The following is a 25638-nucleotide window of genomic DNA, read 5'->3' as shown; positions in this document are numbered from 1 at the left end:
CCCTTTCAAGGATTCCGCATGAAACTCGTACGCTACGGCCAGCCCGGCCAGGAAAAACCCGGCCTGATCGACGCCCAGGGCGCCTTGCGCGACCTGTCGGGCGTGGTGGCCGACATCGACACCGCCGCCATCGCCCCGGCAATGCTGGCCAGATTGGCCCAGCTCGACCCCGCCAGCCTGCCGCGCGTGGACGGCGCGGTGCGCTACGGCTGCCCGGTCAACGGCGTCGGCAAGATCGTCTGCGTCGGCCTGAACTACGCCGACCACGCCGCCGAGTCCGGCCTGCCGGTGCCGGCCGAGCCGGTGCTGTTCCTCAAGCCCAGCTCGTCGCTGAGCGGCCCGAACGACCCGGTGATCATCCCGCGCGGCTCGGTCAAGACCGACTGGGAAGTGGAGCTGGGCGTGGTCATCGGCAAGAAGGCCTCGTACGTGGAGGAAAGCGAGGCCATGGACTACGTGGCCGGCTACACCGTGGTCAACGACGTGTCCGAGCGCGAATACCAGATCGAGCGCGGCGGCCAGTGGGACAAGGGCAAGGGCTGCGACACCTTCGCGCCGGTCGGCCCGTGGCTGGTGACGCGCGACGAGGTCGCCGATCCGCAGAACCTGGACATGTGGCTGGAAGTGAACGGCCATCGCTTCCAGAACGGCAGCACCCGCACCATGGTGTTCGGCGTGAAGACGCTGGTCAGCTACATCAGCCGCTTCATGTCGCTGATGCCGGGCGATATCATCAGCACCGGCACGCCGCCGGGCGTGGGCCTGGGCCAGAAGCCGCCGGTGTACCTGAAGGCGGGCGACGAGATGCGCTTGGGCATCGCCGGCCTGGGCGAACAGCGGCAGGCCCTGCGGGCCTGGAGCCGGGCCGAATAAAATCGGGTTTCACTCCAACGCCGACGCCATGACCGCTTCCAAGATTTCCCCCGCCGATTCCACGCCGACCGAGGCCGACGCCGCCGACGCGCCGGGCGCGCAACGCTACGCCGCGCCCGCCCTGGAAAAGGGGCTGGACATCCTGGAGGCGCTGGCCGCCAGCCCGGCCGGCTACACGCTGGCCGAGCTGGCGCAGAAGATCGGCCGCAGCGTCAGCGAGATCTTCCGCATGGCGGTGACGCTGCAGCGGCGCGGCTTCGTGCAGGTCGACGACAACGACCGCTACACGCTGACGCTGAAGATGTTCGAGCTGGCGCACCGCCAGCAGCCGCTGAAATCGCTGGTGAGCGTGGCGCTGCCGCTGCTGCGCGAACTGGCCAACCGCGCGCGCCAGTCGTGCCACCTGGCGGTCTACCAGGCCGGCCGGGTGGTGGTGATCGCGCAGGTCGACAGTCCCGAGCGCTGGTCGTTCGGCCTGAAGGTGGGCGTGATGATGGGCCTGACCGACACGTCCTCGGGCCACGTGTTGCTGGCATTCCGCGACGAGGTCGAGCGCACCCGCATGCTGGCCGCCCACATCAAGGTGGAAGGCGAGCTGGAGTCCGACCCGGGCGAACTGTTCCCGATCCTGGCGGAGGTGCGCAAGAACGGCTGCGCCTGCATGGCCAGCCGCCAGATCCGCGGCATCACCAACGTCGCCTATCCGGTGATGGGCGTGGGCAACCAGGTCATCGCCGCCATCAACGTGCCCCACATCGAGCGCATCGACCGCAAGGAATCGCCCAGCATCGCCCAGGTGCAGGAGATTGTCGCCAACGTCGCCCAGCGGTTGTCGACGCTGATGGGGTATAGCGGTTATCTGCCGGAGCAGGCGTAGGGGAGGGCGCGCTCACGCCGCCTGGATCGGGATCACCGCATGCACCGGGCGGCCGCGCGCATCAATCGCCACCGTCACCGGCATGTCGCGCACCTCGAATTCATAGATCGCCTCCATGCCCAGGTCGGCGAAGGCCACCACGCGCGCCGCGCACACGGCCTGCGACACCAGGTAGGCCGCGCCGCCCACCGCGCTGAGGTAGGCGCCGCCGTGGGCCTGGATCGCCTGCACCGCCAGCGGTCCGCGCTCGGCCTTGCCGATGGTCACCAGCAGGCCGCTGTCGGCCAGCAGGCGCGGCATGAACTTGTCCATGCGGGCCGCGGTGGTGGGGCCTGCCGGGCCCACCGCTTCGCCGGCCACCGGATCGACCGGGCCGACGTAGTACAGCGCGCGCCCTTGCAGCGGCACCGGTAGCGGTTCGCCCCGCGCCAGCAATTCATCCATGCGCTTGTGCGCGGCGTCGCGGCCAGTCAGCAACCTGCCGGACAGCAGCAGCGTTTCGCCCGCTTGCCACGAGGCGACCTCGGCGCGCGTCAGTGAGTCCAGGTCGACCCGGCGGCCGGCGCTGTGCGGCAGGGCGTCCGGAATGCCGTCCCAGGCCGCGGGATCGGGCGGCGGCAGTACCGCCGGCCCGCTGTCGGGCATCGTGAACGTCACGAAGCGGGTGGCGGCGCAGTTGGGCAGCAGCGCCACCGGCAGCAGCGCCGCGTGCGAGGCGGCGGTGGCGACCTTGACGTCGAGCACGGTGGTGTCGCCGCCCAGGCCCTGGGCGCCGATGCGCAGCGCGTTGACGCGCTGGTGGACTTCGATCCGCAAGCGCTCGACCGGGTCTTGCGCGCCGCGCGCCAGCAGCTCGGGCATGTCGATCGGCGTGAAGAGGGCGCGCTTGGCCAGGGCCATGGCCTGTTCCGGCGAACCGCCCACGCCCAGTCCCAGCACGCCCGGCGGGCACCAGCCGGCGCCCATGCCGGGAAGTTGCGCCACCACCCAGTCGGCGACCGAGTCGCTGGGATTGAGCATGGCATAGCGCGCCTTGACGTCGCCGCCGCCGCCCTTGGCGACTACGGTCAACTCCAGTCCGTCGCCTTCCACCAGTTCCACGTGCAGCACGGCGGGCGTGTTGTCGCGGGTGTTGCGGCGCAGGCCCAGCGGGTCGCGCACCATCGATGCCCGCAGCGGATTGGCGGCACAGCCATAGGCGCGCGCCACGGCCCGGTCGGCCAGGCTTTGCAGGCTGGGCGTGGGGCCGGGGCCGTCGGCGCGGATGCGCGCGTCCATGCCGAGCCGGGCATAGACGTGCGCCACGCCGGTGTCCTGGCAGACCGGGCGCCGCGCCCGCGCGCTCATCTTGCTGTTGACCAGCAATTGCAGCAGCGCGTGGCGCGCGGCCGGCGCGGTTTCGCGGTCGTGGGCGGCCTTCAGCGCCCGCACGAAATCGGGCGGATGCGTGTGGCTGACCGCCTGCAGGGCCTGGGCGATGCTGGTCTCGATATCGGAAGCGAGCAGGACGCGCATGATGTGGCGGGCCTATTGCAGCGTGATGCCGGCCTGCTTGATGACGCCGGCCCAGCGCTTGCCTTCGTCGGCGGTGAATTGCTGGAAGGCGGCGGGCGCGTACTGGCCCTCCGGCAGCAACTGGATGCCCTGTTCCACCATCTTGCCGGTGAAGTCACTGTCGGCCAGCGCCTTCTGCCAGGCGCCGTACATCGTCTGCACCACCGCGTCCGGCGTGCCCTTTGGGGCATATAGGCCGTACCACGTGGACACCTGGAAGCCCGGCAGGGCTTGCGCGCCCATCGGCGCCACGTTGGGGAACTGCGCCATGGCGGTGGCGGAGGTCAGCCCCAGCGCGCGCACCTTGCCGCCGCGGGTCTGAGGCAGGGCGGTGTTGGTCTGGTCGAACATGGCGTCGACCTGGTTGCCCATCAGGTCGTTCAGCGCCGGGCCGGCGCCCTTGTAGGCGATGGGCGTGATGTCCATGCCGGCCTGGCTGGCGAACATGGCGGCCACCAGGTGCGAGGTCGAGCCGACCCCGGCGTTACTGAAGTTGAGCTTGCCCGGATGCTGCTTGCCGAAGGCGATCAGTTCGGACACCGACTTGTAGGGCGAGCTTTCGCCCACCAGCAGCACCAGCGGCGTGTCGGGGAAGCGGAACACCGCCTGGAAGTCCCTGGTCGGGTCGTACGGCAGCCGTTGGTACAGCGACGGCGCGGCCGCCATGTAGCCGATGTGGCCCACCAGGAAGGTGTAGCCGTCGGGCGTCGACTTGGCCGCCTTGGCCGCGCCGATGGTGCCGCCCGCGCCGCCCACGTTCTCGATCAGGATGGTCTGCTTGAGTTCCTGCGCGACGCGGTTGGCGATGTTGCGCGCCATCGCGTCGGTGGGGCCGCCGGCCGCGAACGGCACGATCCAGGTGATGGCGCGGTTGGGGTAGGTGTCCTGCGCGTGCGCGCCCGGGGTCAGGGCGAATGCCGCCGTGGCGGTGATCGCCGCCAGCCAGTTCTTCATGGTTTGTCTCCGTGGGTGTTTTTTATCGGGGGAAAGCCGGCGCCGCGGTTCAGGCGGCGCCGGGGTTGAGATGCGCGCGCATGCGGTCCACCATCCGGGGCGCGGCCCCGAGGTAGTGGGCCGGATCGCACAGCCGTTCGATCTGGTCCGCGCCGAGCCGCTGCGCGACCCGCGCGTCCTCGCGCAGCACGTCAGCCAGCCGGCGGCGGGACGTGGCCGCCTCGCGGCAGGCGTCGTAGACCACGTCATGCGCGGTCTGGCGGCCGATGTGCGGCGCCAGGCCCATCATCACGGCCTCGGCCACGATCAGGCCGCCGGACAGATCCAGGTTGCGCGCCATGCGCGCGGTGTCCACTTCCAGTCCGCCGAGCATGAAGCGGGCCTGGCGCAGCGAGCCGGCCGTCAGCACGAAGGCCTCGGGCACGGCCGACCATTCGATGTGCCAGGGGCCGGTGGCGCGCTCGAAGTCCTGCAGCATGGCGTCCAGCGCCAGCCCGGCGTGCTGGCGCACGGTCTTGGACGCCGCCCACATCAATTCGCACGAGATCGGATTGCGCTTCTGCGGCATGGTGCTGGAGGCGCCGCGGCCCTTCACGAACGGCTCGAACGCCTCGCCCAGCTCGTTGGTCATCATCAGCATGATGTCGACCGCGATCTTGCCCAGCGAGCCGCATACCAGCGCCAGGAACTGCACCGTTTCCGCCAGGCCGTCGCGCGCCACGTGCCAGGTCACCGGCGCGGCGCCCAATCCCAGTTCGTCCATCAGGGCGCCATGCACCGTCAGGCCCTGCTCGCCGAGCGAGGCCAGCGTGCCGGCCGCGCCGCCGAATTGCCCGATCAGCACCCGCGGCCGCAACTGCGCCAGGCGTTCGCGATGGCGCCGCAGCATCAGCAGCCAGATGGCGGCCTTGTAGCCGAACGTGATCGGCAGGGCGTGCTGCAAATGGGTGCGGCCTGCCATGGGGGTGTCGCGGTATTCGCGCGCCAGGTTGTCGAGGATGGCGTCCAGCGCCGCCAGGTCGGCATCCACCAGTTCCAGCGCCTCGCGCACCTGCAGCACGGTGGCGGTGTCCATGATGTCCTGCGTGGTCGCGCCCCAATGCAGGTATTCGCCTTCCGGACCGCATTGGCGCGACAGCTGGTGCACCAGCGGCAGGATCGGATAGCCGACGATCTCGGTTTCCTCGCGCAGCAGCGTCATGTCGAGGGCGGCGGCGTCGGCGCGGGCCTCGATGGCGCGGGCGGCCTCGGCCGGGATCACGCCCAGCCGGCCCTGCACCCGCGCCAGCGCGACTTCGGTTTCCACATAGCGTCGCACGGTGGCGGCATCGTCGAACACGGCCCGCATCGCGGCGGTGCCGAACATATCTTTGAAGAGGGTGGATTCGAGAACCGAGACTGGCATAAATGTACGCTCTTAAAAAGTTGTACGTACATTTAAGCAGGGCCTTCGGCGGGCGTCAATGCCGGGGAATACCCGCGCCCGGGCAGCAGATAGAATGGAGCCTGTCGCAAACACCCCCGGTTCCATGTCCATCTCGCTGTACACCCGCATCTCCGAAGAACTGGCACGACGGATCGCCGGCGGCGTGTATGCCGTGGGGGCCGTGCTGCCGTCCGAGAACGCCCTGGCCGAAGAGTTCGACGCCAGTCGTCACACCCTGCGGGCGGCGTTGCGCCAGTTGCAGGACCTGGGGTTGATCGCGCGTCGGCGCGGCAGCGGCACCGTGGTCACGGCGGCCCGGCCCAAGGCCGGTTTCAGCCAGTCGCTGCGGTCGCTGGAAGACTTGGTGCAATTGGCCGCGCGCACGCCGCGCACCATCCTGCAGGTGCAGGAGATCGTGGCCGACCTGGAACTGGCCGCGCGCCTGGGCGTCGGGCCGGGCACGCGCTGGCTGCGTTTTGTCTCGACCCGAGGCACGCCGGCGCAGCCGCCGGTGGTGTGGACCGAGCTGTATGTGGACGCCCACTACAAGGGCGTGCGCAAGCTGGCGCGCCAGCATCCCGACCGGCTGGTGTCGGAACTGATCGAGGAACACTACGGCCGCCGCATCGCCTCGGTCGAGCAGACCATCTCGGCCTGCGCCATGCCGGCGGCGGTGGCCGGCGAATTGCAGGTGGCGCCGGAGTCGCCCGGCTTGCTGATCCTGCGCCACTACAAGGACCAGGCCGGGCAGATCGTGGAAGCGTCGTGCTCGTACCATCCTGCCGGACGCTACGAGTTTTCGACGACGCTGATCCGCGAGCACTGAGCCGGTTGGTCCCCGCGCCGCCGCGCCTACACCGCGTACACCACCCGGTGCGCTTCCGTCGGCAGCGGCAGGTCCCAGCGGTGCAGCATGCCCAGCAAGGTCTTGTTCGGCAGCGACGTGTCGCGCCGGGCGTTTCGCCGCAGCAGTTCGGCGCGCGGCTGCTCCAGGTACACCAGCTCGACCTCGGCGTGGTAGGCGTACAGCAGGTCCAGCGTTTTCTTGCGCATCAACTGGCTGAGGTTGGTGGCGTTCCAGACGAACGGACGGCGCGCGCGCAGCAAGGCCTTGGCCCGGTCGATCGCGAGGTGCGCCACCTTGCCTTCGTTCTTGCCGTGCGCCAGGCCGAGCGCCTCGCGCGCGTCGTCGAACGACACGACCGGCAGGTCGGGGTGATGCGCCGCCACCCAACTGTTCTTGCCGCTGGCCGGCAGGCCCGCCATGACGATGACGCGCGAGCCGGGCTCCTGGAACAGGGCGTAGTCCGGATGCACGTCGGCGCCGCGAAAGTAGCTGACGGCGGTGTGCGCGTCGGCGAAGCGCCGCGGCTGGCCGTAGCAGTCCTCCTCGCGCGCGGCCTCGCGGAACAGCGCGATGTTGTCCAGCACCTGCTGCTGGTCGCGGCAGATGCGGCCGCGCATGTCGGCCTCGGCCAGCATCGCCAGCAGCGGAATGCTCAGTTGCCACGACAGCTCGCGCACGATGAATTCCACCGATTTGCCGCGACGGGAACCGGACAGCGCGAAGAACGGCACCTGGTGCACGGCGATCAGGCGGCAGATGGCCTCGCGCACGGCGAAGGGCACGCCCGCGTCCCACAGCGCGATGCGAGCGTCGATCGCGCCCCGGGCGGAATGGCCCGGTTGCGAAATCGCGCCGCTGGCCGGGTCGATCACCGTGGTGGCGTGCTTGGCGATGTCGTGCAGCAGCGCCGCCAGGAACACGATCTCCTGGTCGGCGCGGCTGGCTGCCTGATAATCGGGCAGCGCCAGCAGCGATTCGACCACCATGCGCGTGTGGGTCCAGACGTCGCCCTCGCCGTGGTAGCGCGGGTCCTGCGGCGTGGTCTTGGCCAGCTCCAGCGCCGGAAAGGCCGCCAGACAGGCGGCGAAGTCCGGCGCCTGGCCGGCGGCGGGCGCCAGGGCCCGCAATTGTTCGTAGTTCATGATGCCTCCTTGTCGCCGCGCAGCGTGTCCCAATCGACCCGCGGACGCGGGGCGTACAGGTCGACGCCGGGCGCGAGCTGGTTGGGGACGTAGGGCTGCTCGGAATGGTGCTTGTCGGCGGCCAGGATGGCCTGGATGAAGTCGGCGCGCACCCATTTGTATCGGCCCAGCGTCCTGCCGTCGGCCTCCACCTTGATGTACAGGCCTTCCGACAGGTCCGACTTGTCGCATTGCCGCCAGGCCAGCGCCAGGTCCAGGCCCTCGCGCCGCACGGTGGCCTCGAACGCGTCGCGCCACCGCGCCGTCTTGGCCAGCGAGGGCCGCAGCAGGGCCTTCAGGTCGGCCAGGCGCGCGGGCGCCAGGCCGTCGTACAGGACAGGCACCGACAGCACCGGGCCGCCGGCCAGCAGTTCGCGCCGCGCCTCGGTGGACAGGAACTGTCCGGTGCGGCGGTCGAGCACGTCGAACTCGAAGAAGTGGTGCGGCAGCGCGTCGTAGAACACCGAGTGCTTTTTCGATAGCGTTTCGCCGTACATCACGTAGCGGTCTTCCAGCCGTTGCAGCAGCCAGCCTGCGTGGGCCTGGGCCCAGGCCTTGATGAAGTTGAATTGGCGTTCGCGTCCGCCGCCCACCAGGTAGTGGCCGCGCGATTGCAGCAGCAGGTCGCCCGCGGGGCTGAAACTGATGCCGGTGTTGGCGCCATCGAGTTTCTCTTCCACGACCAGGCGCAGGCCGCGCAGGTCGCGGTAAGGCACGTGGTCGTGGCCGTGGTCGCCCTCCTGCAGCCGCGAGCCTTCCAGGTGCGGGGTGCGGGGATAGCGGAACAGTTCAAGGGATTGCGCGCAGGCGCGGAAATCCGGCGTCATGGGTCTTCTCCAGGAAAAGTGGGGAAGCCGACGACGCGGTCTTGCGGGGCAGGGAAGCGAGGGGGGATGTGTTGCGCGTTCCGGAACCGCGCCTGCCGCGGGTCGCGCTCAAGACCGGGAAGGTCGAGCCGCGTGAATGGACAGGCTGACCGCGATTACCGGAAGGTAGTCGTCGGCGTTTAGGCGAATTGACGAATGGCAGACACGTTGGCACCCGGAAGAAAAGGGGTTGTTGAAAAGCAAGGGCGCATCCTAAGGCAACGATGATGAGGCTGTCAACGCCGCGTCCGCCGGTTGTTGTCCGGCGGACACGCGGGGTTGCGTCCGGCACGGGGGCGCGCCGGGCGGTATCGCGGTATCACGGCGCTATCACATTCAAATCACGATAGTGATTTTGAAATTCACAGCCGCGTCACCTGCAGCACCGCGTCGGCGAAGGCCTCGGGCGCTTCCTGCGGCAGGTTGTGGCCGATGCCGCCGGTCACGTCGATGTGACGGTACTTGCCGCTGAACTGGCCGGCATAGGCGGCGGGCGCGGGGTGCGGCGCGCCGTTGGCGTCGCTTTCCAGCGTGATGGTGGGCACCGCGATCTTCGGCGCCACGGCCAGGCGCCGCTCCAGGTCGTCGTAGCGCGCCTCGCCCTGCGCCAGCCCGAGGCGCCAGCGGTAGTTGTGGATGACGATGGCGACGTGGTCGGGGTTGGCGAAGGCGCGGGCGCTGCGCGCGTAGGTGGCGTCGTCGAAGCGCCATTGCGGCGAGGCCAGTTGCCAGATCAGTTTGTTGAAGGCGTCGACGTTGGCGGCGTAGCCGGCCGCGCCGCGTTCGGTGGCGAAGTAGAACTGGTACCACCACTGGAACTCGGCCTGCGGCGGCAGCGGCTTGCGGTTGCCTTCCTGGCTGCCGATCAGGTAGCCGCTGACCGACACCAGCGCCTGGCAGCGTTCGGGCCAGAGCGCGGCCATGATGTTGGCGGTGCGCGCGCCCCAGTCGAAGCCGGCGATGACGGCCTTGCCGATCTTCAGGGCGTCCATCAGGGCGATGATGTCGACCGCCACCACCGCCTGTTCGCCGTTGCGCGCGGTATCGGCCGACAGGAAGCGGGTCGAGCCGTAGCCGCGTAGATACGGCACGATGACGCGGTAGCCGGCGGCGGTCAGGCGCGGCGCCACGTCGATGAAGCTGTGGATGTCGTAGGGCCAGCCGTGCAGCAGGATGGCGACCGGGCCGTTGGCCGGGCCGGCGTCGACGTAGCCGATGTCCAAATCGCCGGCGCGGATCTGGCGGATGGCGCTGAAGCTGGCCGTGCCGGTGGCGCGAGGGGCGACTGGCGCGGCGTCCTGGGCGCGCGCGATGGCGCCCAGGCCCAGGTTCAGGAGGCTGGCGCCGGCCAGGGCCGAGGTGGTGCCGAGCAGGCGGCGGCGTCGGGTGTCGATGGGGTCGGGCATGGCGGGTCTCCGGGAAAGGGAAGTGACAGGGTGTGGCGCCGTTGTAGCCAGCCCGGCGGGGCGGGGGGTGTCGCAATGTACGGCGCGGGCGGGCGGATACATTGCGACTTGAATCTCCTTGTCCGCGCCACCGGCGTCGCGCGCGGATGACGAGCGCGCGATGCGGGTTGTGCATTCGGCGCGGACTTGGCATGATCCGCGCCATGGCAATGGCCCCGACCTCCCGCATCACGCGCCCGCGCGCCCGCCGCGCGGGCCGCGCCGCCGTGCGGCTGGCCCTGGGGCTGGCCACGCTGACGGCCGCCGCCTATGCGGCCACGGCCGTGATGGAGATCCCGCCGCCGCACACCCTGTGGCGGCTGGAGGCGTCGGCGCCGTCGCGCCGCGGCGACCTGCTGCCGGCGCGGGTCGTGCCGGCCTCGGCCACGCCATCCGTGCTGGCGGCCAGCGCCTGGCCGCCGCCCGCCACGGTGCCGTGGAAAGGCGCCGAAATTCCGTTCGAGCGGTTCCTGCAAAGCACCGCCACCAATGCGCTGGTGGTGCTGCGCGACGGCCAATTGGAGTACGAGTGGTACCGGCCGGGCGTGCGCGCCAGCGACCCGCAGTCGTCGTGGTCGATGGCCAAGTCGGTGGTGTCGCTGCTGGTGGGCCAGGCGATCGCGCGCGGCGAGCTGCGCGAGGACGACCGCCTGACCGCGCTGCTGCCCGAGCTGGCGGGTGCCGGCGATTACGACCGCGTCACGCTCGGGCATCTGCTGGACATGGCCTCGGGCATCGACGTGTCGGAGAACTACCGGGCCTACTGGCCCTTCACCGGCGCCGCGCGCATGTATCTGACGCGCGATCTGGCCGGGTTTGTGCGCGCGCACCGGCGCATGCATTTCACGCCGGGCAGCGCGGGCGACTACCGCAGCGTCGACACCCAGCTACTGGGCATGGCGCTGACGCGGGTGACCGGCAAGCCGCTGGCCGACCTGCTCGCCGAGCGGCTGTGGGGGCCGATGGGCGCGGAGTCCGCCGCCACCTGGAACCTGGACCGGCCCGGCGGCATCGAGAAGGCGTTCTGCTGCCTGAATGCCACGGCGCGCGACTTCGCGCGGGTCGGGCAGCGCGTGCTTGAGTCCGGGCAGGGCGCAGGCCTGGTCCCGGCCGCCTGGGTGGCGCGCATCGCGCGTCCCGCCCCGCATCCGGTCGACGGCTGGGGCTACGCCGCGCAATGGTGGCAACTGGAGCCCACGGGCGGGCCGGACTTCGCGGCCGTCGGCATCCATGGCCAGTACCTGTACGTGCATCCCGGCCACCGCGTGGTGATCGTCAAGCTCAGCGACTATGGCGAGAACCAGGACGAGCGCGAGACCTATCGGGCGCTGCGGGCGATCGCCGATCGTTGATGCGGTGCGCGGCCCTGGCTACAGCAGGCCCGAGGTCAGCGCCTTGAGCGTGGCGGCCGCGCGGGTCGAGCATTCCAGCTTGCGGAACACGCTTTCGACGTGGGTGCGCACCGTGCTGGGGCTGATGTTCAGCGCGCGCGCCGCTTCCTTGTTGCTGGCCCCCAGGCTGATCTGCCGCAGCACTTCCAGTTCGCGCTGCGACAGCGGCGAGACGGCGCGGCGCGGGGCCGCGGTTTCGCCGCCCGCCGCGGCGATGGCGGCCTCGGCCGCGTCGGCATCGTAGCGGCCGGCGGCGGCCTCCTGGCGCAGTTGCCGCGCCGCGTCCGCCAGCGCAAGCGCGGGACGCCAGGGGCGGTCCTCGAGCAGCGCCTGCAAGGTCACGCAGGCGGCCAGCACGCGTTGCGGCAGGCCCAATGCCGCGCCCGCCGCGCCGCGGAAATAGCCGCTGCCATCCAGCCGTTCGTAGGCATACGAGGCCAGTTCGGCGGCCTCGCTCAGGCCCTTGATCTGGCGCGCCGCGCGCGCGGTCCAGTAGGGCATCAGGCGCACCTGCTCCCATTGGTCCGGCGACAGCTTGCCGGCGGTGTTCCACAGGCGGTTCGGCAGCGCGGCGCGGCCGATGCCGTGGACCAGCGCGGCGGCCTGCAATTGCGCCTGCGTCGCCGCGTCCAGGTCGAGCCGCGCGGCGGTGGCCACCGCCAGCGCCGCCACCCGGCGCGAATAGCCGGCCAGCCAGGGTAGCTTGAGTTCGGCCACGTCGGCCAGCAGCGTCAGCGCGGCCGGCGCGCCGGGGCGGCCGCCGGCCAGGTTCCAGTCGGCGCCGTCGGGCGGATCGGCGTCGATCCGGTCGAGCCAGGCCGGGCCGTGGCGCGCGGTCAGCGCGGCGATGTCGGCGGGATACTTGGCGCCGGCCTGCTGGCGCAGGAAGTCCAGCGCGCTGTCGCGGCCATGGGCGCGGCTGAGGATCTCCAGGTCGCTGGCGGCGTTGACGATGAACGCCAGCGGCGAGACGGCGCCGCCGTCCAGCGCCTGGGGCATGCCCTTGCCATCGTGGCGCTCGAAGGCGTGGCGCAGACCGGTCACGACCGCGTCGGGCATGCCCAGGCTGACGGCGACATCGCCGGAGATCTCGCAATGGATCAGCGCCAGCGGCACGATCAGCGACTGCGTGCGCGCGTCCAGCGGGGGCAGGGTCTGCGCCATCATGGCTTCGCGCGAGGCGATGTCGTCGCCCAGCAGCTCGGCGAAGCCGCCGGCGTTGGCGGTGCAGCCGGACCAGCGCAGCAGCGCCACCGCGCGGGCGTGGTCCTGGCCGGCCGCATCCAGGCCGTGCGCGGCGGCCAGCAGGCCCGCCAGGCAGGCGGTGCGGCGCGAATGGTCGGTGGCGCGGCCCATGCTGAGGTCGCCGATGAAGGCCATGGCCAGCACGGCGTCGGTCAGTTCTATGGCGCTATCGGCGATCATGGGGGCAGGCGGAGCGATGAACGGGGGCGGCAGGAGAGGGCGGGAAGGCGAGAACCGGCGCATCGGTCAATCATCCGATACCGCGCGACGGGCGGGAAAACGACACTGGCGTCAAGCAAGCGCCATGTCGGCGTTTGATCCCGAAAAAAAGGAACCGTCATGAAGCGCCATATTATCGCAGCCTCCCTCCTGGTCGCCGGCCTGTTCGCCGCGCCCGTCTCGCAATCGTTCGCCGCCGAGCCGGCCGCCGCGCGGCCGTCCGTCGTCATCGTGCACGGCGCCTTCGCCGACGGCTCGGACTGGGCCAAGGTGGTCGCCCTGCTGCAGGCCAAGGGCGTGCAGGTGCAGGCGGTGCAGAACCCGCTCGAATCGCTGGCCGGCGACGTGGCCGCGGCCAACCGCGCCATCGACAACCAGCCCGGCAAGGTGGTGCTGGTCGGCCATTCGTGGGGCGGCACGGTGATCACCGAGGCCGGCAACCATCCCAAGGTCGCCAGCCTGGTCTACGTGGCCGCGTTCGCGCCCGACGCCGGCCAGTCGGTGGCGACGCTGACCGAGGGCACGCCCAAGGCGCCGGGTTCGGACAGCATCGGCGCCGACAGCCACGGCTGGCTGAGCCTGTCGCCCGCCGGCCTGGCGCGCGATTTCGCGCAGGATGTGCCGGCCGCGCAGGCCCGGGTGATGGCGGCCACGCAGGGCCCGATCAAGGCCAGCGCCTTTGGCGAAGCGGTGTCGACCGCCGCGTGGAAGACCAAGCCGTCGTGGTTCGTCGTCAGCAACCACGACCGCATGATCCTGCCGGCGCTGCAACACCAGATGGCCAAGCGCATCGGCGCCAAGGTCACCGACCTGCAGACCAGCCACGTGCCGCAGCAATCGCAGCCGGACGCCGTGGCGCGGGTGATCCTGGACGCGGTTGCCAGCGTGAAGTGAGGGCTGTGACCGCCCGGCGACGTGACATCGGGCGGTCATGCATGAACGCCGCGCGTCCGTCGGGACACGCGGCGTTTCAGCATCCGGACGCCAGTTGTTCGAGCGCCCCGAGCCGCAGGACGTAGAGCGTGCCGGAGCGGCTGGCGATGATGCCTTCGCGGCGCCACTTGGAGAAGATGCGGCTGAGGGTCTCTGCCCGCATGCCGAGCTTGACGGCGATCTGCGAGTGGCTGAGCGGCAGGGTCAATGGCTGGCCGGCCTGAGGCTTGCCGGCGCGCAGCACGTATTCGGCCAGGCGTTCCTGCGCCGAACTGGATGTGAGCCAGTCGATCCGGTCGGTGTGATGCCGCACCAGCGCGGCGCCGTGGGCGGCGACGCGGCAGGCGAAGCGGCCGTCGTCGCGACATAGCTGCAGGAAGGCGCCTTGATGCAGCAGGCAACCATTGCCGTCGCGGCGGGCGCGGACATGATGCAGGTGGCGCGGCGTCGGCTCGAACATGGCCAGCACCGACAGCCAGCCGCCCGGGCCGACTTCGCCAAATACCTTGTCATCGCCATCGGCGGTGTAGCGCAGGCCCTGGACCAGCCCCTCGCACACCAGCAGGCACGCGGTTGCCGGCTGGCCTTCGGAAAACAGCGTGTCACCCGCCTCGAAGCGCAGCCAATGGGCGCGCGCCGCCAGCGCGCCGAGCGCGGCGTCGGCGATGCCCTCGAACCAGGGATGGCGCCGCAATGCGGCGAGCAGAAGCGACTGAGACGAATTGACAATAGTCATTTGATCGGCGGAGGTGGCTACCTAGAATTCGAATCGAAAATGATTCCTGTTCAAGATGCCTTCCCCGTGAAAAAATACAAGGCCAGGACCGCGCCGCAACCGCGCCGTCTTATAAGTTCTCCCATTGCCTTGAGCGCCTTGTCGGCGGCGTTGTCATGGTCGTCTGGCGCGGCGGCGCAGGGCCCCGTGCGCTTCACCGACATGCTAGGCAACCCGGTCACGCAGGCCGCGCCTGCGACGCGCGCGGTCTCGCTGCCGATGCCGGGCGGCACGCTGTTGATGTCATTGGACGGCGGCTCGTCGCGCCACCTGGCGGGCATGCATCCCGACTCCTATGCGCGCATGGCCGACCCGGTGCCGTCGCGCCTGTTCCCGCACATGGAAAGCGTGCGCTCGGACATCACCCGGTCGGGCTTCGTGCCGAACGTGGAAACCCTGCTGCAGATCCGTCCCGACATGGTGTGGCAGTGGGGTCACATGGGAGACGACCTGATCGCGCCGCTGCGCAATGCCGGCCTGCCGGTGGCCGCGCTGCTCTACGGCACCGACGTGCGCACCCGCGAATGGATCCGGCTGATGGGGCATTCGCTCGGGCGGGATGCCCAAGCCGCCCGGCTGCTGGCGTGGCGCGACGAGGTGCGCGCGCAGATCCTTCGCGTCACCGGCGGCCTGCGCGCCGACGAGCGGCCGGGCGTGCTGTACCTGTCGCGCTACCGGCCGCAATTGCGCACCTCGGGCGCGGGCAGCAGTTTCGATGACGACATCCAATTGACTGGCGGGCGCAACGTGGCCGCGGCAGTGGTCGGCACCGGCCAATCGGTCGGCATCGAGCAGATCATGGCCTGGGCGCCCGATGTGATCCTGCTGAACAACTTCGAGTCTGGCCTGACGCCCGCCATGATCTATGCCGATCCGCTGTTCGCGGATATTCCGGCCGTGCGCAGCCATCGCGTCTACATGATTCCGGCCGGCGGCTATATCTGGGATCCCCCCAGCCAGGAATCGCCGTTGTACTGGCAGTGGCTGAGCCAGTTGCTGCATCCGAAGCGATTCGACTGGCCGCTGCGCGAGCGCATCGCGCAGGCGTACGCCTGGCTGTACGGCTATGACATCGACGCGGCCGATATCGACAAGGTGCTGCGCATGCGCTTGAACCACGGAGCCGCCGGCTATGACCGCCTGCGCTGAACGGAATCCCGCGCGGGGCGACGATCGGCGGCGCGCCTGGCCCTGGTGGCTGATGATCGCCGCGGCGCCGCTGTCGGCCCTGGCCGCGTTGTGCGTGGGGCGTTATGCCTTGCCGGCCTCTCATGTAGGCGCCGCGCTGGCCGGATGGGCGCTGCCCGACGGCCTGGCATCCTGGCTGCCGGCCGTCGCCGACGCCGAGCGCCGGGTGGTATTGCTGGTGCGCCTGCCGCGGGTGCTGCTGGCGCTGCTGGCCGGCTCCAGCCTGGCGCTGTGCGGCGCGGCCTTGCAGGGCGCCTTCCGCAACCCCCTGGTCGGGCCGCAGATCCTCGGCATTTCCTCGGGCGCCGCATTCGGCGGTTGCGCCGCGATCCTGCTGTTCTCGTCGCTGTGGGCGACGTTGGGGTTCGCTTTCGCGGGCGGCCTGCTCGCGGTGGCCATCGTCTACCTGCTGGGCCGCTCGCGGGGGCGCACCACCATCCTGATGCTGGTGCTGGCGGGCGTGGTCACCAGCGCGTTCTTTTCCGCGCTGATCTCGCTGGCCACCTATTTCGCCGATCCCTACGACAGCCTGCCCGCGATCGTGTTCTGGCTGATGGGCAGCTTCGCCACGGCGTCCTACGTCAAGCTGGGGGCGGCGGTGGCGCCCATCGCGGCGGGCATGGGGCTGTTGTTCGCGCTGCGGTTCCGCATCAACGTGCTGTCGCTGGGGGATGAGCAGGCCAGCGCCATGGGGCTGGCGGTCGAGCCGCTGCGCTGGATGCTGCTGGGCTGCGCCACGCTGGTGGTGTCGGCCAGCGTGGCGGTGTCGGGCACGGTGGGCTGGGTCGGGCTGGTGGTGCCGCACATCGCGCGCATGCTGGTCGGCCCCGATCACCGCGTGCTGCTGCCCGCCAGCGCCTTGCTTGGCGGTACCTACATGGTGTGGGTCGATACCGTGGCCCGCAGCGCCACCAGCGCCGAGATTCCGCTGGGCGTGATTACCGCGCTGGTCGGCGCGCCCCTGTTTGCGTGGCTGTTGCGCCGCACGCAGGGCCGGGAGGCGGGCCATGCTTGAACTGGATCGCCTTGCCGTGCAGGCCGGCGGCCGTCTGCTGCTGTCCGACCTGACGCTGCGCGTGCCGGCCGGCGGCGTGCTGGCCGTGCTGGGGCCGAACGGCCGGGGCAAGACCACCTTGCTCAAGACACTGCTGGGGGTGCAGCCGCCGGCCGCCGGCGCGGTGCGCCTGCGCGGCCACGCCGCCTATGTGCCGCAGCGCACCGATTCTCTGTACGCCTACGACGTGCTGGCCATGGTGACCATGGGCCGCGTGCGGCACCTGCGCTGGTGGGCCTCGCCCGGCCCGGGCGACCGCGACATCGCCCGCGAGTGCCTGCGCGCCGTGCGGCTGGAGCATCTGGCGGCGCGGCCGTTCCACGCGCTCAGCGGCGGCGAACAGCAGTTGGCCTGCATCGCGCGGGCCATGGCCAGCGCCAGCCCCATCATCGTGCTGGACGAGCCCAGCGCGGCGCTCGACCTGCGCAACCAGGACGTGATCCTGACGCTGCTGCGGCGGCTCGCGGGCGAGGGCATGACAGTGGTGTTCTCGACCCACCAGCCGCAGCACGCGCAGCACATCGCCGACCAGACCCTGTTGATGCATCCCGACGCCTGCGAGGCCGGGCCCACCGGGCAGATGTGCACCGACGAACGCCTGAGCCGGCTGTATGGCTTGCCGGTGCGGGTAACTACCATCACCGCCGACCGCCGCGAGGTGCCGGGCGTGATTCCTCTTTTCCATTGACTCCGATGAACACCATCGTCTATTTGAATCACTGGACCGGCGACGGTCCCGCCGCGTTGACCGGCGGCGATGCGCCACCGGCCATCGCCGAACCCCTGTACGCCCTGCATCGTTTGGAACTGGCGACGGTACGGGCCTTACTGGTGCCGGCCAATACCGACCAGCGCTATCTGCTGTCGCAGCAGGCTCGGCTGGAGGCCTGGCTGCTGGCGGGCGGCACGATGGTGTTCAACGGCCACGTGGCCTATCCCTTCCTGCGCTGGCTGGCGCCGTTCGCGCCCGGCCCGGCGCGCGGCATCGAGGGACTGCGGCTGCACCGCGCCCAGGCGCATCCCGTGTTCGATGGCGTCGATCCGGAACACCTGACCTTCCGCCGCGGCGTGGCCGGCTTCTACGCGCGCGGCGGCAACCCGCCGCCGGCCGGCGCCAGCGTGCTGCATACGCTGGGGCCGGACGCGGTGCCGGTGGACTGGGTGCTGTCCTTGCCCGGCGGCGGCCGCCTGTTCACGCATTCCGGCAACGACATGTGGATGTATGCGGGCAGCGCGGACAGCACCCGCCGCATCGTGCCGCAACTGGTCGACTGGCTGCGCGGGGAGGCGGCATGATCCACGACGCCCATTCCGTTTCGAACCGGCGCGCGCCGGTGATCGCCGCGCTGGACGCCGGCACCTACTACCACCATCGCACCTTCCACACGCCGGAACTGGCGGCGTACATCGACCGGGTGATCTACCTGCCGGAACTGGATGACGCCGCCCTGGAGGGCTGCGACGCCTTGATCGTGTCGTGCCGCATCAATCCCGAGCTGCTGGTGGCGCAGCGGGCGCGCTTGGCCCGCTTCCTGGCCGCCGGCAAGACGCTGGTGGCGATGGGCGAGACCGGCTCGCACCGCTGGCTGGATGGCGTGCGCTGGACCGATTGCGAAGTGAATTTCTGGTGGTGGAAGACGCCGGGGGCCGATCCGGGCCTGCGGCTGGCGGCGCCCGACCATTCGCTGTTTCGCTACCTGACGCTGGCCGATGTCACCTGGCACCAGCATGGCACCTATGCGCCGCCGCCGGGCGCGGTCTCGCTGGTCGACAAGGTCGGCGCCGGATCGGTGCTGTACGAGGATCGGTGCAGCACGGCGGGCAGGCTGATCGTCACCTCGCTCGATCCGATGTACCACCACGGCAGTTATTTCATGCCGGCCACCAGCCGCTTCCTGCGCGGTTTCCTGCCGTGGCTGAAAGATTCCACGCCCGCCGCCTGAGGCGGCTTCCTTCCGGCCTCCGGGCTATTGCGCTTTGTTCGTATGACTCATTCCTTCCCGTCCTCGCCCTTCGTCCGCGCCATCCTGCTGGCCGCCGCCGGCCTTGGCGCGCCCGCCATGGCCGCCGAGACCGCCGCGCAGCTTCCCGCCATTCGCGTCACGGCCGAAGACGCCGCCGTCGACGATGGCCGCCTGCGTGCCATTGGCGCCGCGCCGCCGCCGGCGACGCTCGACCATACGGTCACGCAATCGGTGTCGGTGGTGGATCGCCAGGATCTCGACCGGCTCAGCGCCATCAGCACGCTCGAACTGTTGGGCAGAATTCCGAACGCCACCATCAATCTGGGCGGCGGCATTGGCGGCACCTTGTTCCTGCGCGGCATGGACACGCTCGATATGCGGGTACCCGTGTTCATCGACGGCGATCGCTTTCGCGGCCGCAACAAATTGCAGTTCATGCTCATCAGCCCCACCGAGCTGGAAGCGGTCGAGGTGGTGCGGGGACCCGATTCGGCGCGCTTTGGCAGCGATGGGCTGGGGGGCTTGATCAACTTCGTCACCAAGCGCGCCCATGGCAACCTGGATCACGGGTTCACCGTGAATGGCGGCGAGGTGTCGACCACCTGGCAGAGCAATGGCAATGGCAGGCAGGCCAACGCGGCGCTGGAGGCGGCCGGCGATGGCTTCGACCTGCGCGTCTATGCCACCGGACGGCGCGCCGGCAACTTCCGCAGCGCCGAGGGCGCAGTGCCGAACAGTGATTTCCGCAGCGCGGGCGGCGGCATCGTGCTGGGCTACATGCCGGATGCGCGCCAACGTATCGAGATCAGCGGCCGCATGGCGCACGTCAACGAAGGCTGGGCGGGCACCGTGCCGCCCTATCCGCTGGCCAGAACGCGCAGCAATCCCCTGAACGTCAAGCAGGGAAGGCTGGCCTATCGGGGCGAGTTCGACGGCGCGATCAGCGAATTGCGCGCCAGCGTCTACGTCAACGAATTCGACACCACGCTGGTGGTGCACAACCAGGCCAACCCGGATCGCGTGCTGGACGTGCAGCGCCACGTGCCGGGGCCGCTGGCGTATGGGGGCAGCCTGGCTGCAACCCTTCCGTGGGCCAGTGTCGCCACCACGGTCGGCATGGATTTCATGCATGAAAACTGGCCCGGCCAGGAACGGCGCACACAGGTGACGCTGCGCCAACCGGACGGCGCCACCCGCATCGCTCGCGGCGACTGGGTGCCCAGCGGACCGTCCCGCTACCAGACCAATATCGGCGCCTTCCTGAGCAATGAGTGGACGATTTCGCCAAAGTGGACGCTGACCGCCGGCGGCCGCCTGGATTGGTACCGTTCCGATGTCGACCTTTCCCCCCTGCCGTCGCCCGATCTGCTGCCGGCGTTCCGCGCGGCGCGCAACAACCAGCAGACCGCCACGACCGGCAGCCTGGGGGTGTCATATCGCGCCACGCAGGTGGTCGAACTGCTGGGCAGCGTAGGCAATTCGTTCCGCATGCCGTGGATCTTCGACATGTTCGACGCCGGCTTCACGGGCGCCAGCTATTCCTTCCCCAACCCCCGGCTCAAGCCCGAGCGCGGCACCAACGTGGACATCGGCACCCGCCTGCATTTCGAGGATGCCAGCGTTGGCCTGACCGCGTTCCGCAGCGATTTCCGCGACTTCATCGAGAACGTCAACACCCAGTACAACGGCCTGCCCGCCACCCAAAAGGCGAATGTGGGCAAGGTCCGCGTGCAGGGGGTGGAAAGCGACTGGCGCTGGCAGGTGACGCGCGCGCTCAACCTGTATGGCAGCGCCGGCTACCTGCATGCCACCAACCGCATCACCCACCGGCCGCTGCCCTCCATCGCCACGCTCAGCGGCCTGATGGGGGTGCAGTACGTCGGGCCGAATGACGCCTATGCCTTCGGCGCCGAATTGCAGTGGGCCAAGGGGCAGGGCCGTTATGACGACCGCAAGGAATACCCGGCGGCCGGCTTTGGCGTGGTCAACCTGTCCGCGCAATTGCAGTTGGACCGGCTGGGCTTGCCGAAGGTGGGCAATACCCAGGCGGTGTTCAGCATCAACAACCTGTTCGACCGCGCGTATCGCACCGCCGCCACGGCGTCGAATGTCAATTACCCCATGACGGGCCTGAACCCGTTGCTGCAGCCGGGGCGCAGCGTCAATGTGACGTTGCGGACGCGGTTCTGAGCCTGTCGCGCGGGGCCCTGTTGCCCCGCGCGCCGGCTTTCATCGCCGCCGCGCAAGGCGGCGTTTCTCCGGCCTTCGGGCTTTGCCTTTGCGTTCCTGTATGACTCATCCCTTTCCGCCTTTGCCCCTGGTCCGCGCTTTCCTGCTCGCGGCCACCACCCTTGGCGCGCCCGCCGTGGCCGCAGAACCCGCGCAACTGCCGGCCATCCGCGTCACGGCCGGCGACGGCGCGGACGACGGCCGCCTGCACGCCATCGGCGCCGCCCCGCCGCCGGCGACGCTGGACCATGCGGTGACGCAATCGGTGTCGGTGGTCGATCGCCAGGACATCGACCGGCTCAGCCCCATCAGCACCCTGGAGCTATTGAGCCGGATTCCGAACGCCACCATCAACCACACGGGCGGCATTGCCGGCACGGTATTCCTGCGCGGCATGAACACCAATGACATGCGGGTGCCTGTCTTCATCGACGGCAATCGCTTCCGTGGCCGCAATACCCTGCAATTCATGCTGATCAGCCCGACCGAGCTGGAGCAGGTCGAGGTGGTGCGCGGGCCGGATTCGGCGCGCTTCGGCAGCGATGGGCTGGGCGGCCTGATCAACTTCGTCACCCGGCGCGCCCACGGCAATCTGGATCATGCATTCCAGCTCAATGGCGGCGAGGTGTCGGCGTCGTGGCGCAGCAACGCCAACGCGCTGCAGGCCAACGCCGCGCTCGAAGCCGCCGGCGACGGCTTCGACCTGCGCGTGTATGCCACCGGCCGGCGCGCCAGCAATTTCCGCAGCGCCACCGAAGAGGTGCCCAATAGCGGTTTTCGCGGCGCGGGCGGCGGCATCGTGCTGGGCTACATGCCCGACGCGCGCCAACGCATCGAGATCAGTGGCCGCATGGCGCACGTGAACGACGATGCCGCGGGCGCGGTGCCGCCGTATCCGCTGGCCAGCAGCCATCGAGATCCGCTGGCCGTCAAGCAGGGCAAGCTCGGCTATGCCGGTGAATTCGACGGCCTGGTCAGCGATTTGCGGGCCAGCCTGTACGTCAACGAATTCGATACCACCCTGGCCGCGCACAACGAGGTAAACCCGGCCCGGGTGGTCGACGTGCGCCGCCACGTGATCGGGCCGCTGGTCTATGGCGGCAACCTCGCCGCGACCCTTCCGTGGGCCAGCGTCGCCACCACGGTCGGTATGGATTTCATGCACGAAACCTGGCCGGGCCAGAAACTGCGCACCCGGACGACGGTGCGCCAGCCCGATGGCGCCACCACCCGGAACCGTGGCGATTGGATCCGCGGCGGACCGACCCGTTACCAGACCAACATCGGCCTGTTCCTGAGCAACGAATGGAACCCCGCGCCCAAATGGACGGTGAGCGCGGGCGGCCGCTACGACTGGTACCGTTCCGACGTTGGTCTCAGTCCGCTGCCGTCGCCCGATCTGCTGCCGGCCTTCCGCGCCGCCCGGAACAACCAGCAGACCGCCATCACCGGCAGCCTGGGGTTGTCGTACCGCGCCACCGAGGTGGTGGAACTGCTGGCCAGCGTGGGCAATTCGTTCCGCATGCCGTGGATCTTCGACATGTTCGACGCCGGCTTCACCGGAACCGGCTACACCTTTCCGAATCCCCGGCTCAAGCCCGAGCGCGGCACCAATGTGGATGTCGGCACCCGTCTGCATTTTGCCGACGCCACGGTCGGCCTGACGGCATTCCGCAGCGACTTTCGCGATTTCATCGAGAGCGTCGACACGATGTATCTGGGGCTGCCGGCGACGCAGCGCGCGAACGTGGGCAAGGCGCGCGTGCAGGGATTTGAAAGCGACTGGCGCTGGCAAGTGACGCGCGCGCTCAACCTGTATGGCAGCGCCAGCTATCTGCACGCCACCGACCGGGTGACGAACCGGCCGTTGCCGTCCATCGCCGCGCTCAGCGGCTTGATGGGCGTGCAGTATGTGGGGCCGAACGAGGCCTACGCCCTGAGCGGGGAATTGCAGTGGGCCAAGGGGCAGAACCGCTACGACGAGCGCAAGGAGTATCCCGCCGCCGGCTTTGGCGTGGTCAACCTGTACGCGCAGCTTCAGTTGGATAAGCTCGGATTGCCGCGGGCCGGCAATACCCAGGCCGTGCTGGGCGTCAGCAATCTGTTCAACCGCGCCTACCGCACCGCGGCCACGGCCTCGAACGTGAATTACGCCATGACGGACCAGAATCCATTGCTGCAGCCGGGGCGCAGTTTCAACCTGACGCTGCGGACGCGGTTTTGATGTGGGTGCGTGAGCCGCGGCGCGGACCGTTCCGGGAAGTCGAATCGGGCCGCCGCCCATAGGCAAGGGGCCAGCGTCAGACCGAGTCGCCATCGGATTGTGGGAGTACGATCTCGATCCTGCTTTTCGTGCCAAGGGGCGTATCACGCGCACCGCGGCTTTCCGCCTACCCATGCGATGCAGAGAAACATGAGCACGGTTAGAAAAAAAGACGATTTTGACTGGACCCAGCCTTCTGTCCGGAAACTGTTTGAATTCCTTGAGGAACATAAGAAGTGGAATCGAGAGTTCCAGGAGCGTGAGTATGCGCGTTGCCTTGCGGGTTGCCATTCCGCTCATGATAGGCTGACCCGTTTTCTGCATTTGAATGTCAGCACGCAGTCCAGCGCGGACATGAACGATCTGCGGGGATTCTGGGAAACGCTGCACCGGGCGACTCCGGAACAGACCGCGTCGTTGAAGGCGTTCACCGCGTATCTGATGGGCCCAGGCAAAGGGCATGCCAAGAAGGGCAAGGCCCCTTTCACGGCCCGGGAAGCCGAGACGGACGATTGGGCGGCGCTTTTCCTCGCCCTGCATGCCCGCCCGGGGTGGGGCATCAAGACGACGGCGCTCTTCGTCAAGGCAGCGATCAGGCTACACGAGGGGCCGCAAGCGCTTTATTTTTGGCCCGACGCCAGCCGGGGACCTGAAAGCGCCCTGCAAAGCAAGCCTTATCTGCCTGTCGACCGCGTCATCCTGCACATATTCGAGACGCTGGGGCATCCCTGTCCGCGAGTCGAGAATATCAACAATGGCCTGAGAAACTGCTACAGGGCTGATGAGATGCTGACCTGGGACGACCTTTGGTTCTGGGGGTTTTTCACTCAGACTGGCACGGACAAAAAGCGAACGCTCGGTTGGAACTCGGGAAAATTCTGGAGCCAATTGTCGTCTTCCAAGGACGACGAAGCGCAATTGAAGGCGCTCGGCGAAACGTTTATCGGCTTGCTTACCGCTAGGTCATAGGGGGAGCGGCGCAGCACTGTGGATATCGTCCATAGCGCTGCGCCGCCGCCGCTACAGCGCGCGGCTATGCTGACCGGAGCCCAGCGCGCCGCCGCGCTGGCGGGCGGCCTCGCGCTCCGGCGTGGGCAGGTAGATCGCGCACAGCAGGTTGGCGCCGGCAATGATGGCGAACATCAGCGCCATCGGCTGCCAGGTCAGGCCGAAGGTGTGCGCCACCCACAGGCCCACCAGCGGGGTGGTGCCGCCGAAGATCGCGCCGCACAGTTGGAAGCTGAGCGAGATGCCGGTGTAGCGCATCTCCACCGGGAAGGCCAGCGGCAGGTAGGGCGCCAGCACCGCGTAGTAGGCGCCGATCAGGAAGATCGCAGTGAGGATGCCGATGGCGATGTTCTGGATGTCGCCGGTCAGGATCAGCATCATCATCGGCACGGCCCACAGCGTCGACAGCGCGGTGACCCAGATCAGGAAGCGGCGCTCGCCGACGCGGGTGGCGATGTACGAGGCGATCGGGAAGCTGATCAGCTCGACCACGCCGGCCCAGGTCACCACGTCCAGGATCTGGCTGCGCGTGATCTTCAGGTAGGTGGTGGTGTAGGTGATCATCAGGGTGGTGACGAAGTAGAACCCCGAGATGCCCAGCAGGCACAGGCCGATGCCCAGCAGCAGCGCGCGCTTGCGTTCGCGCAGCACCATGCTGATGGGAGCGGTGCTTTCCTTTTTCTTTTCCTTCAGGCGCGCTTCCAGTTCGGGGCTTTCGTTGACGCCGCGGCGGATGACGAAGGCCACCAGCACCAGCACGCCGCTGATGATGAAGGGCAGGCGCCAGCCCCACGACAGGAAGTCCTCTTTGGGCAGGTCGGACACCAGGCGGAACACGCCGGTGGCCAGGATCAGGCCGATGGGGCTGCCGTATTGCGGCGCCGAGGCCAGGAAGGTGCGCCACTTGGGCGGCGCGTGTTCGGCCGCGATCAGCACCGCGCCGCCCCATTCGCCGCCCACCGCGATGCCCTGCACCAGCCGCAGCGCGACCAGCAGCACCACGGCGGCCAGGCCGATCGAATGGTATGACGGCAGCAGGCCGATCAGCGTGGTGGCCACGCCCATCAGCAGCAGCGTGATGACCAGGCTCTGCTTGCGGCCGACGCGGTCGCCGAGATGGCCGAACAGCACCGCGCCCACCGGCCGCGCGAAAAAGCCGATGGCGAAGGTGCCGAGCGAGGCCAGCGTGCCCATGAAGGGATCGTTGGTGGCGAAGAACACGTCGCCGAACACCAGGGCAGCCGCCGTGGCATAACAGTAGAAGTCGTACCACTCGATCATGGTGCCGAAGAAAGCGGCGGCCGCCGCCCTGACCGGCTGTCTGCGGCCATTCTGGTCTTGCATGG

The 25638-nt window shown here is 69.3% G+C and carries 22 protein-coding genes; 13 read left to right on the top strand and 9 right to left on the bottom strand.

What is annotated here, in order from left to right:
* Positions 1-18 precede the first annotated feature (18 nt).
* Together ACUDCK_RS19220 and ACUDCK_RS19215 are read left to right on the top strand one after the other, a co-directional pair.
* A complete protein-coding gene (locus ACUDCK_RS19220) occupies positions 19-873 on the top strand; it encodes a fumarylacetoacetate hydrolase family protein (RefSeq protein WP_006387177.1) in 855 nt (284 codons plus the stop codon).
* Positions 874-901: 28 nt separating this feature from the next.
* The gene (locus ACUDCK_RS19215; RefSeq protein WP_059271794.1) at positions 902-1750 is read left to right on the top strand and encodes an IclR family transcriptional regulator; all 849 of its coding nucleotides are present in this window, start codon (positions 902-904) and stop codon (positions 1748-1750) included.
* Between the two features lie 12 nt (positions 1751-1762).
* On the opposite strand, the gene ACUDCK_RS19210 is transcribed toward ACUDCK_RS19215, so the two are convergent.
* From ACUDCK_RS19210 to ACUDCK_RS19200, 3 genes are read right to left on the bottom strand one after another with little or no spacing between them, the layout of a single operon-like run.
* Complete coding sequence (locus ACUDCK_RS19210; protein ID WP_175166648.1) at positions 1763-3265, bottom strand: fumarate hydratase; 1503 nt, start codon at positions 3263-3265, stop codon at positions 1763-1765.
* A gap of 12 nt (positions 3266-3277) precedes the next feature.
* Complete coding sequence (locus tag ACUDCK_RS19205; protein WP_116791859.1) at positions 3278-4258, bottom strand: Bug family tripartite tricarboxylate transporter substrate binding protein; 981 nt, start codon at positions 4256-4258, stop codon at positions 3278-3280.
* Between the two features lie 49 nt (positions 4259-4307).
* Positions 4308-5663, bottom strand: coding sequence for a class-II fumarase/aspartase family protein (locus tag ACUDCK_RS19200; protein ID WP_054502997.1), 1356 nt, complete (start codon positions 5661-5663; stop codon positions 4308-4310).
* Positions 5664-5757: 94 nt separating this feature from the next.
* Here ACUDCK_RS19200 and ACUDCK_RS19195 point away from each other — a divergent pair, with 94 nt between their 5' ends.
* Complete coding sequence (locus tag ACUDCK_RS19195) at positions 5758-6510, top strand: GntR family transcriptional regulator (protein WP_240317294.1); 753 nt, start codon at positions 5758-5760, stop codon at positions 6508-6510.
* Between the two features lie 26 nt (positions 6511-6536).
* Here ACUDCK_RS19195 and ACUDCK_RS19190 read toward each other — a convergent pair whose 3' ends face one another.
* The 3 genes from ACUDCK_RS19190 to ACUDCK_RS19180 all read right to left on the bottom strand — a co-directional run bounded on the left by ACUDCK_RS19190 (position 6537) and on the right by ACUDCK_RS19180 (position 9984).
* Positions 6537-7673 carry an AAA family ATPase gene (locus tag ACUDCK_RS19190; RefSeq protein ID WP_175166649.1) on the bottom strand — a complete coding sequence of 379 codons (1137 nt, stop codon included), beginning with the start codon at positions 7671-7673 and terminating at the stop codon, positions 6537-6539.
* Complete coding sequence (locus ACUDCK_RS19185) at positions 7670-8539, bottom strand: RNA ligase family protein (protein WP_175166650.1); 870 nt, start codon at positions 8537-8539, stop codon at positions 7670-7672. Before ACUDCK_RS19185 ends, ACUDCK_RS19190 begins: the two co-directional genes overlap by 4 nt.
* A gap of 401 nt (positions 8540-8940) precedes the next feature.
* On the bottom strand, positions 8941-9984 hold the full coding sequence (locus tag ACUDCK_RS19180) for an alpha/beta hydrolase (RefSeq protein ID WP_175166651.1): 1044 nt from the start codon (positions 9982-9984) through the stop codon (positions 8941-8943).
* 203 nt (positions 9985-10187) lie between these two features.
* Between ACUDCK_RS19180 and ACUDCK_RS19175 the strand changes: the two genes are divergently transcribed.
* Positions 10188-11375, top strand: coding sequence for a serine hydrolase domain-containing protein (locus ACUDCK_RS19175; RefSeq protein WP_445659251.1), 1188 nt, complete (start codon positions 10188-10190; stop codon positions 11373-11375).
* 18 nt (positions 11376-11393) lie between these two features.
* On the opposite strand, the gene ACUDCK_RS19170 is transcribed toward ACUDCK_RS19175, so the two are convergent.
* Positions 11394-12839 (bottom strand): HD domain-containing phosphohydrolase, encoded by a 1446-nt coding sequence (locus ACUDCK_RS19170; RefSeq protein ID WP_175143219.1) that lies wholly within the window; start codon positions 12837-12839, stop codon positions 11394-11396.
* Between the two features lie 159 nt (positions 12840-12998).
* Between ACUDCK_RS19170 and ACUDCK_RS19165 the strand changes: the two genes are divergently transcribed.
* Positions 12999-13772 (top strand): alpha/beta fold hydrolase, encoded by a 774-nt coding sequence (locus ACUDCK_RS19165; protein ID WP_054417340.1) that lies wholly within the window; start codon positions 12999-13001, stop codon positions 13770-13772.
* A gap of 76 nt (positions 13773-13848) precedes the next feature.
* Here ACUDCK_RS19165 and ACUDCK_RS19160 read toward each other — a convergent pair whose 3' ends face one another.
* On the bottom strand, positions 13849-14547 hold the full coding sequence (locus tag ACUDCK_RS19160; protein WP_175166653.1) for a Crp/Fnr family transcriptional regulator: 699 nt from the start codon (positions 14545-14547) through the stop codon (positions 13849-13851).
* Positions 14548-14733: 186 nt separating this feature from the next.
* Here ACUDCK_RS19160 and ACUDCK_RS19155 point away from each other — a divergent pair, with 186 nt between their 5' ends.
* From ACUDCK_RS19155 to ACUDCK_RS19120, 8 genes are all read left to right on the top strand, one after another.
* A complete protein-coding gene (locus ACUDCK_RS19155) occupies positions 14734-15735 on the top strand; it encodes an ABC transporter substrate-binding protein (RefSeq protein WP_054516234.1) in 1002 nt (333 codons plus the stop codon).
* Complete coding sequence (locus ACUDCK_RS19150; RefSeq protein WP_230846638.1) at positions 15719-16789, top strand: FecCD family ABC transporter permease; 1071 nt, start codon at positions 15719-15721, stop codon at positions 16787-16789. The genes ACUDCK_RS19155 and ACUDCK_RS19150 overlap by 17 nt, the downstream gene beginning before the upstream one ends.
* Entirely contained in the window at positions 16782-17516 is a 735-nt protein-coding gene (locus ACUDCK_RS19145; protein ID WP_175166654.1) for an ABC transporter ATP-binding protein, read from the top strand. Before ACUDCK_RS19150 ends, ACUDCK_RS19145 begins: the two co-directional genes overlap by 8 nt.
* A gap of 5 nt (positions 17517-17521) precedes the next feature.
* The gene (locus ACUDCK_RS19140; protein ID WP_175166655.1) at positions 17522-18124 is read left to right on the top strand and encodes a hypothetical protein; all 603 of its coding nucleotides are present in this window, start codon (positions 17522-17524) and stop codon (positions 18122-18124) included.
* Entirely contained in the window at positions 18121-18771 is a 651-nt protein-coding gene (locus tag ACUDCK_RS19135; RefSeq protein WP_054516173.1) for a hypothetical protein, read from the top strand. Before ACUDCK_RS19140 ends, ACUDCK_RS19135 begins: the two co-directional genes overlap by 4 nt.
* Positions 18772-18813: 42 nt before the next feature.
* The gene (locus tag ACUDCK_RS19130; protein ID WP_175166656.1) at positions 18814-20982 is read left to right on the top strand and encodes a TonB-dependent receptor; all 2169 of its coding nucleotides are present in this window, start codon (positions 18814-18816) and stop codon (positions 20980-20982) included.
* Between the two features lie 175 nt (positions 20983-21157).
* The gene (locus tag ACUDCK_RS19125; protein ID WP_244976813.1) at positions 21158-23245 is read left to right on the top strand and encodes a TonB-dependent receptor; all 2088 of its coding nucleotides are present in this window, start codon (positions 21158-21160) and stop codon (positions 23243-23245) included.
* 189 nt (positions 23246-23434) lie between these two features.
* On the top strand, positions 23435-24253 hold the full coding sequence (locus ACUDCK_RS19120; protein ID WP_155755502.1) for a hypothetical protein: 819 nt from the start codon (positions 23435-23437) through the stop codon (positions 24251-24253).
* Positions 24254-24304: 51 nt separating this feature from the next.
* On the opposite strand, the gene ACUDCK_RS19115 is transcribed toward ACUDCK_RS19120, so the two are convergent.
* Complete coding sequence (locus ACUDCK_RS19115) at positions 24305-25636, bottom strand: MFS transporter (protein ID WP_064524340.1); 1332 nt, start codon at positions 25634-25636, stop codon at positions 24305-24307.
* Positions 25637-25638 lie beyond the last annotated feature (2 nt).

Source organism: Achromobacter sp. CF-sbj1-Ac2-l (genome assembly GCF_052698165.1).
The sequence above is the reverse complement of the archived record's forward strand: the minus strand, read 5'-3'. Positions and strand labels throughout refer to the sequence as shown.

Coding starts and splice junctions, on each gene's coding strand:
- ACUDCK_RS19220 (WP_006387177.1), top strand. CDS start 19: ATGAAACTCGTACGCTACGGCCAGCCCGGCCAGGAAAAACCCGGCCTG.
- ACUDCK_RS19215 (WP_059271794.1), top strand. CDS start 902: ATGACCGCTTCCAAGATTTCCCCCGCCGATTCCACGCCGACCGAGGCC.
- ACUDCK_RS19210 (WP_175166648.1), bottom strand. CDS start 3,265: ATGCGCGTCCTGCTCGCTTCCGATATCGAGACCAGCATCGCCCAGGCC.
- ACUDCK_RS19205 (WP_116791859.1), bottom strand. CDS start 4,258: ATGAAGAACTGGCTGGCGGCGATCACCGCCACGGCGGCATTCGCCCTG.
- ACUDCK_RS19200 (WP_054502997.1), bottom strand. CDS start 5,663: ATGCCAGTCTCGGTTCTCGAATCCACCCTCTTCAAAGATATGTTCGGC.
- ACUDCK_RS19195 (WP_240317294.1), top strand. CDS start 5,758: ATGGAGCCTGTCGCAAACACCCCCGGTTCCATGTCCATCTCGCTGTAC.
- ACUDCK_RS19190 (WP_175166649.1), bottom strand. CDS start 7,673: ATGAACTACGAACAATTGCGGGCCCTGGCGCCCGCCGCCGGCCAGGCG.
- ACUDCK_RS19185 (WP_175166650.1), bottom strand. CDS start 8,539: ATGACGCCGGATTTCCGCGCCTGCGCGCAATCCCTTGAACTGTTCCGC.
- ACUDCK_RS19180 (WP_175166651.1), bottom strand. CDS start 9,984: ATGCCCGACCCCATCGACACCCGACGCCGCCGCCTGCTCGGCACCACC.
- ACUDCK_RS19175 (WP_445659251.1), top strand. CDS start 10,188: ATGGCAATGGCCCCGACCTCCCGCATCACGCGCCCGCGCGCCCGCCGC.
- ACUDCK_RS19170 (WP_175143219.1), bottom strand. CDS start 12,839: ATGATCGCCGATAGCGCCATAGAACTGACCGACGCCGTGCTGGCCATG.
- ACUDCK_RS19165 (WP_054417340.1), top strand. CDS start 12,999: ATGAAGCGCCATATTATCGCAGCCTCCCTCCTGGTCGCCGGCCTGTTC.
- ACUDCK_RS19160 (WP_175166653.1), bottom strand. CDS start 14,547: ATGACTATTGTCAATTCGTCTCAGTCGCTTCTGCTCGCCGCATTGCGG.
- ACUDCK_RS19150 (WP_230846638.1), top strand. CDS start 15,719: ATGACCGCCTGCGCTGAACGGAATCCCGCGCGGGGCGACGATCGGCGG.
- ACUDCK_RS19145 (WP_175166654.1), top strand. CDS start 16,782: ATGCTTGAACTGGATCGCCTTGCCGTGCAGGCCGGCGGCCGTCTGCTG.
- ACUDCK_RS19140 (WP_175166655.1), top strand. CDS start 17,522: ATGAACACCATCGTCTATTTGAATCACTGGACCGGCGACGGTCCCGCC.
- ACUDCK_RS19135 (WP_054516173.1), top strand. CDS start 18,121: ATGATCCACGACGCCCATTCCGTTTCGAACCGGCGCGCGCCGGTGATC.
- ACUDCK_RS19130 (WP_175166656.1), top strand. CDS start 18,814: ATGACTCATTCCTTCCCGTCCTCGCCCTTCGTCCGCGCCATCCTGCTG.
- ACUDCK_RS19120 (WP_155755502.1), top strand. CDS start 23,435: ATGAGCACGGTTAGAAAAAAAGACGATTTTGACTGGACCCAGCCTTCT.
- ACUDCK_RS19115 (WP_064524340.1), bottom strand. CDS start 25,636: ATGCAAGACCAGAATGGCCGCAGACAGCCGGTCAGGGCGGCGGCCGCC.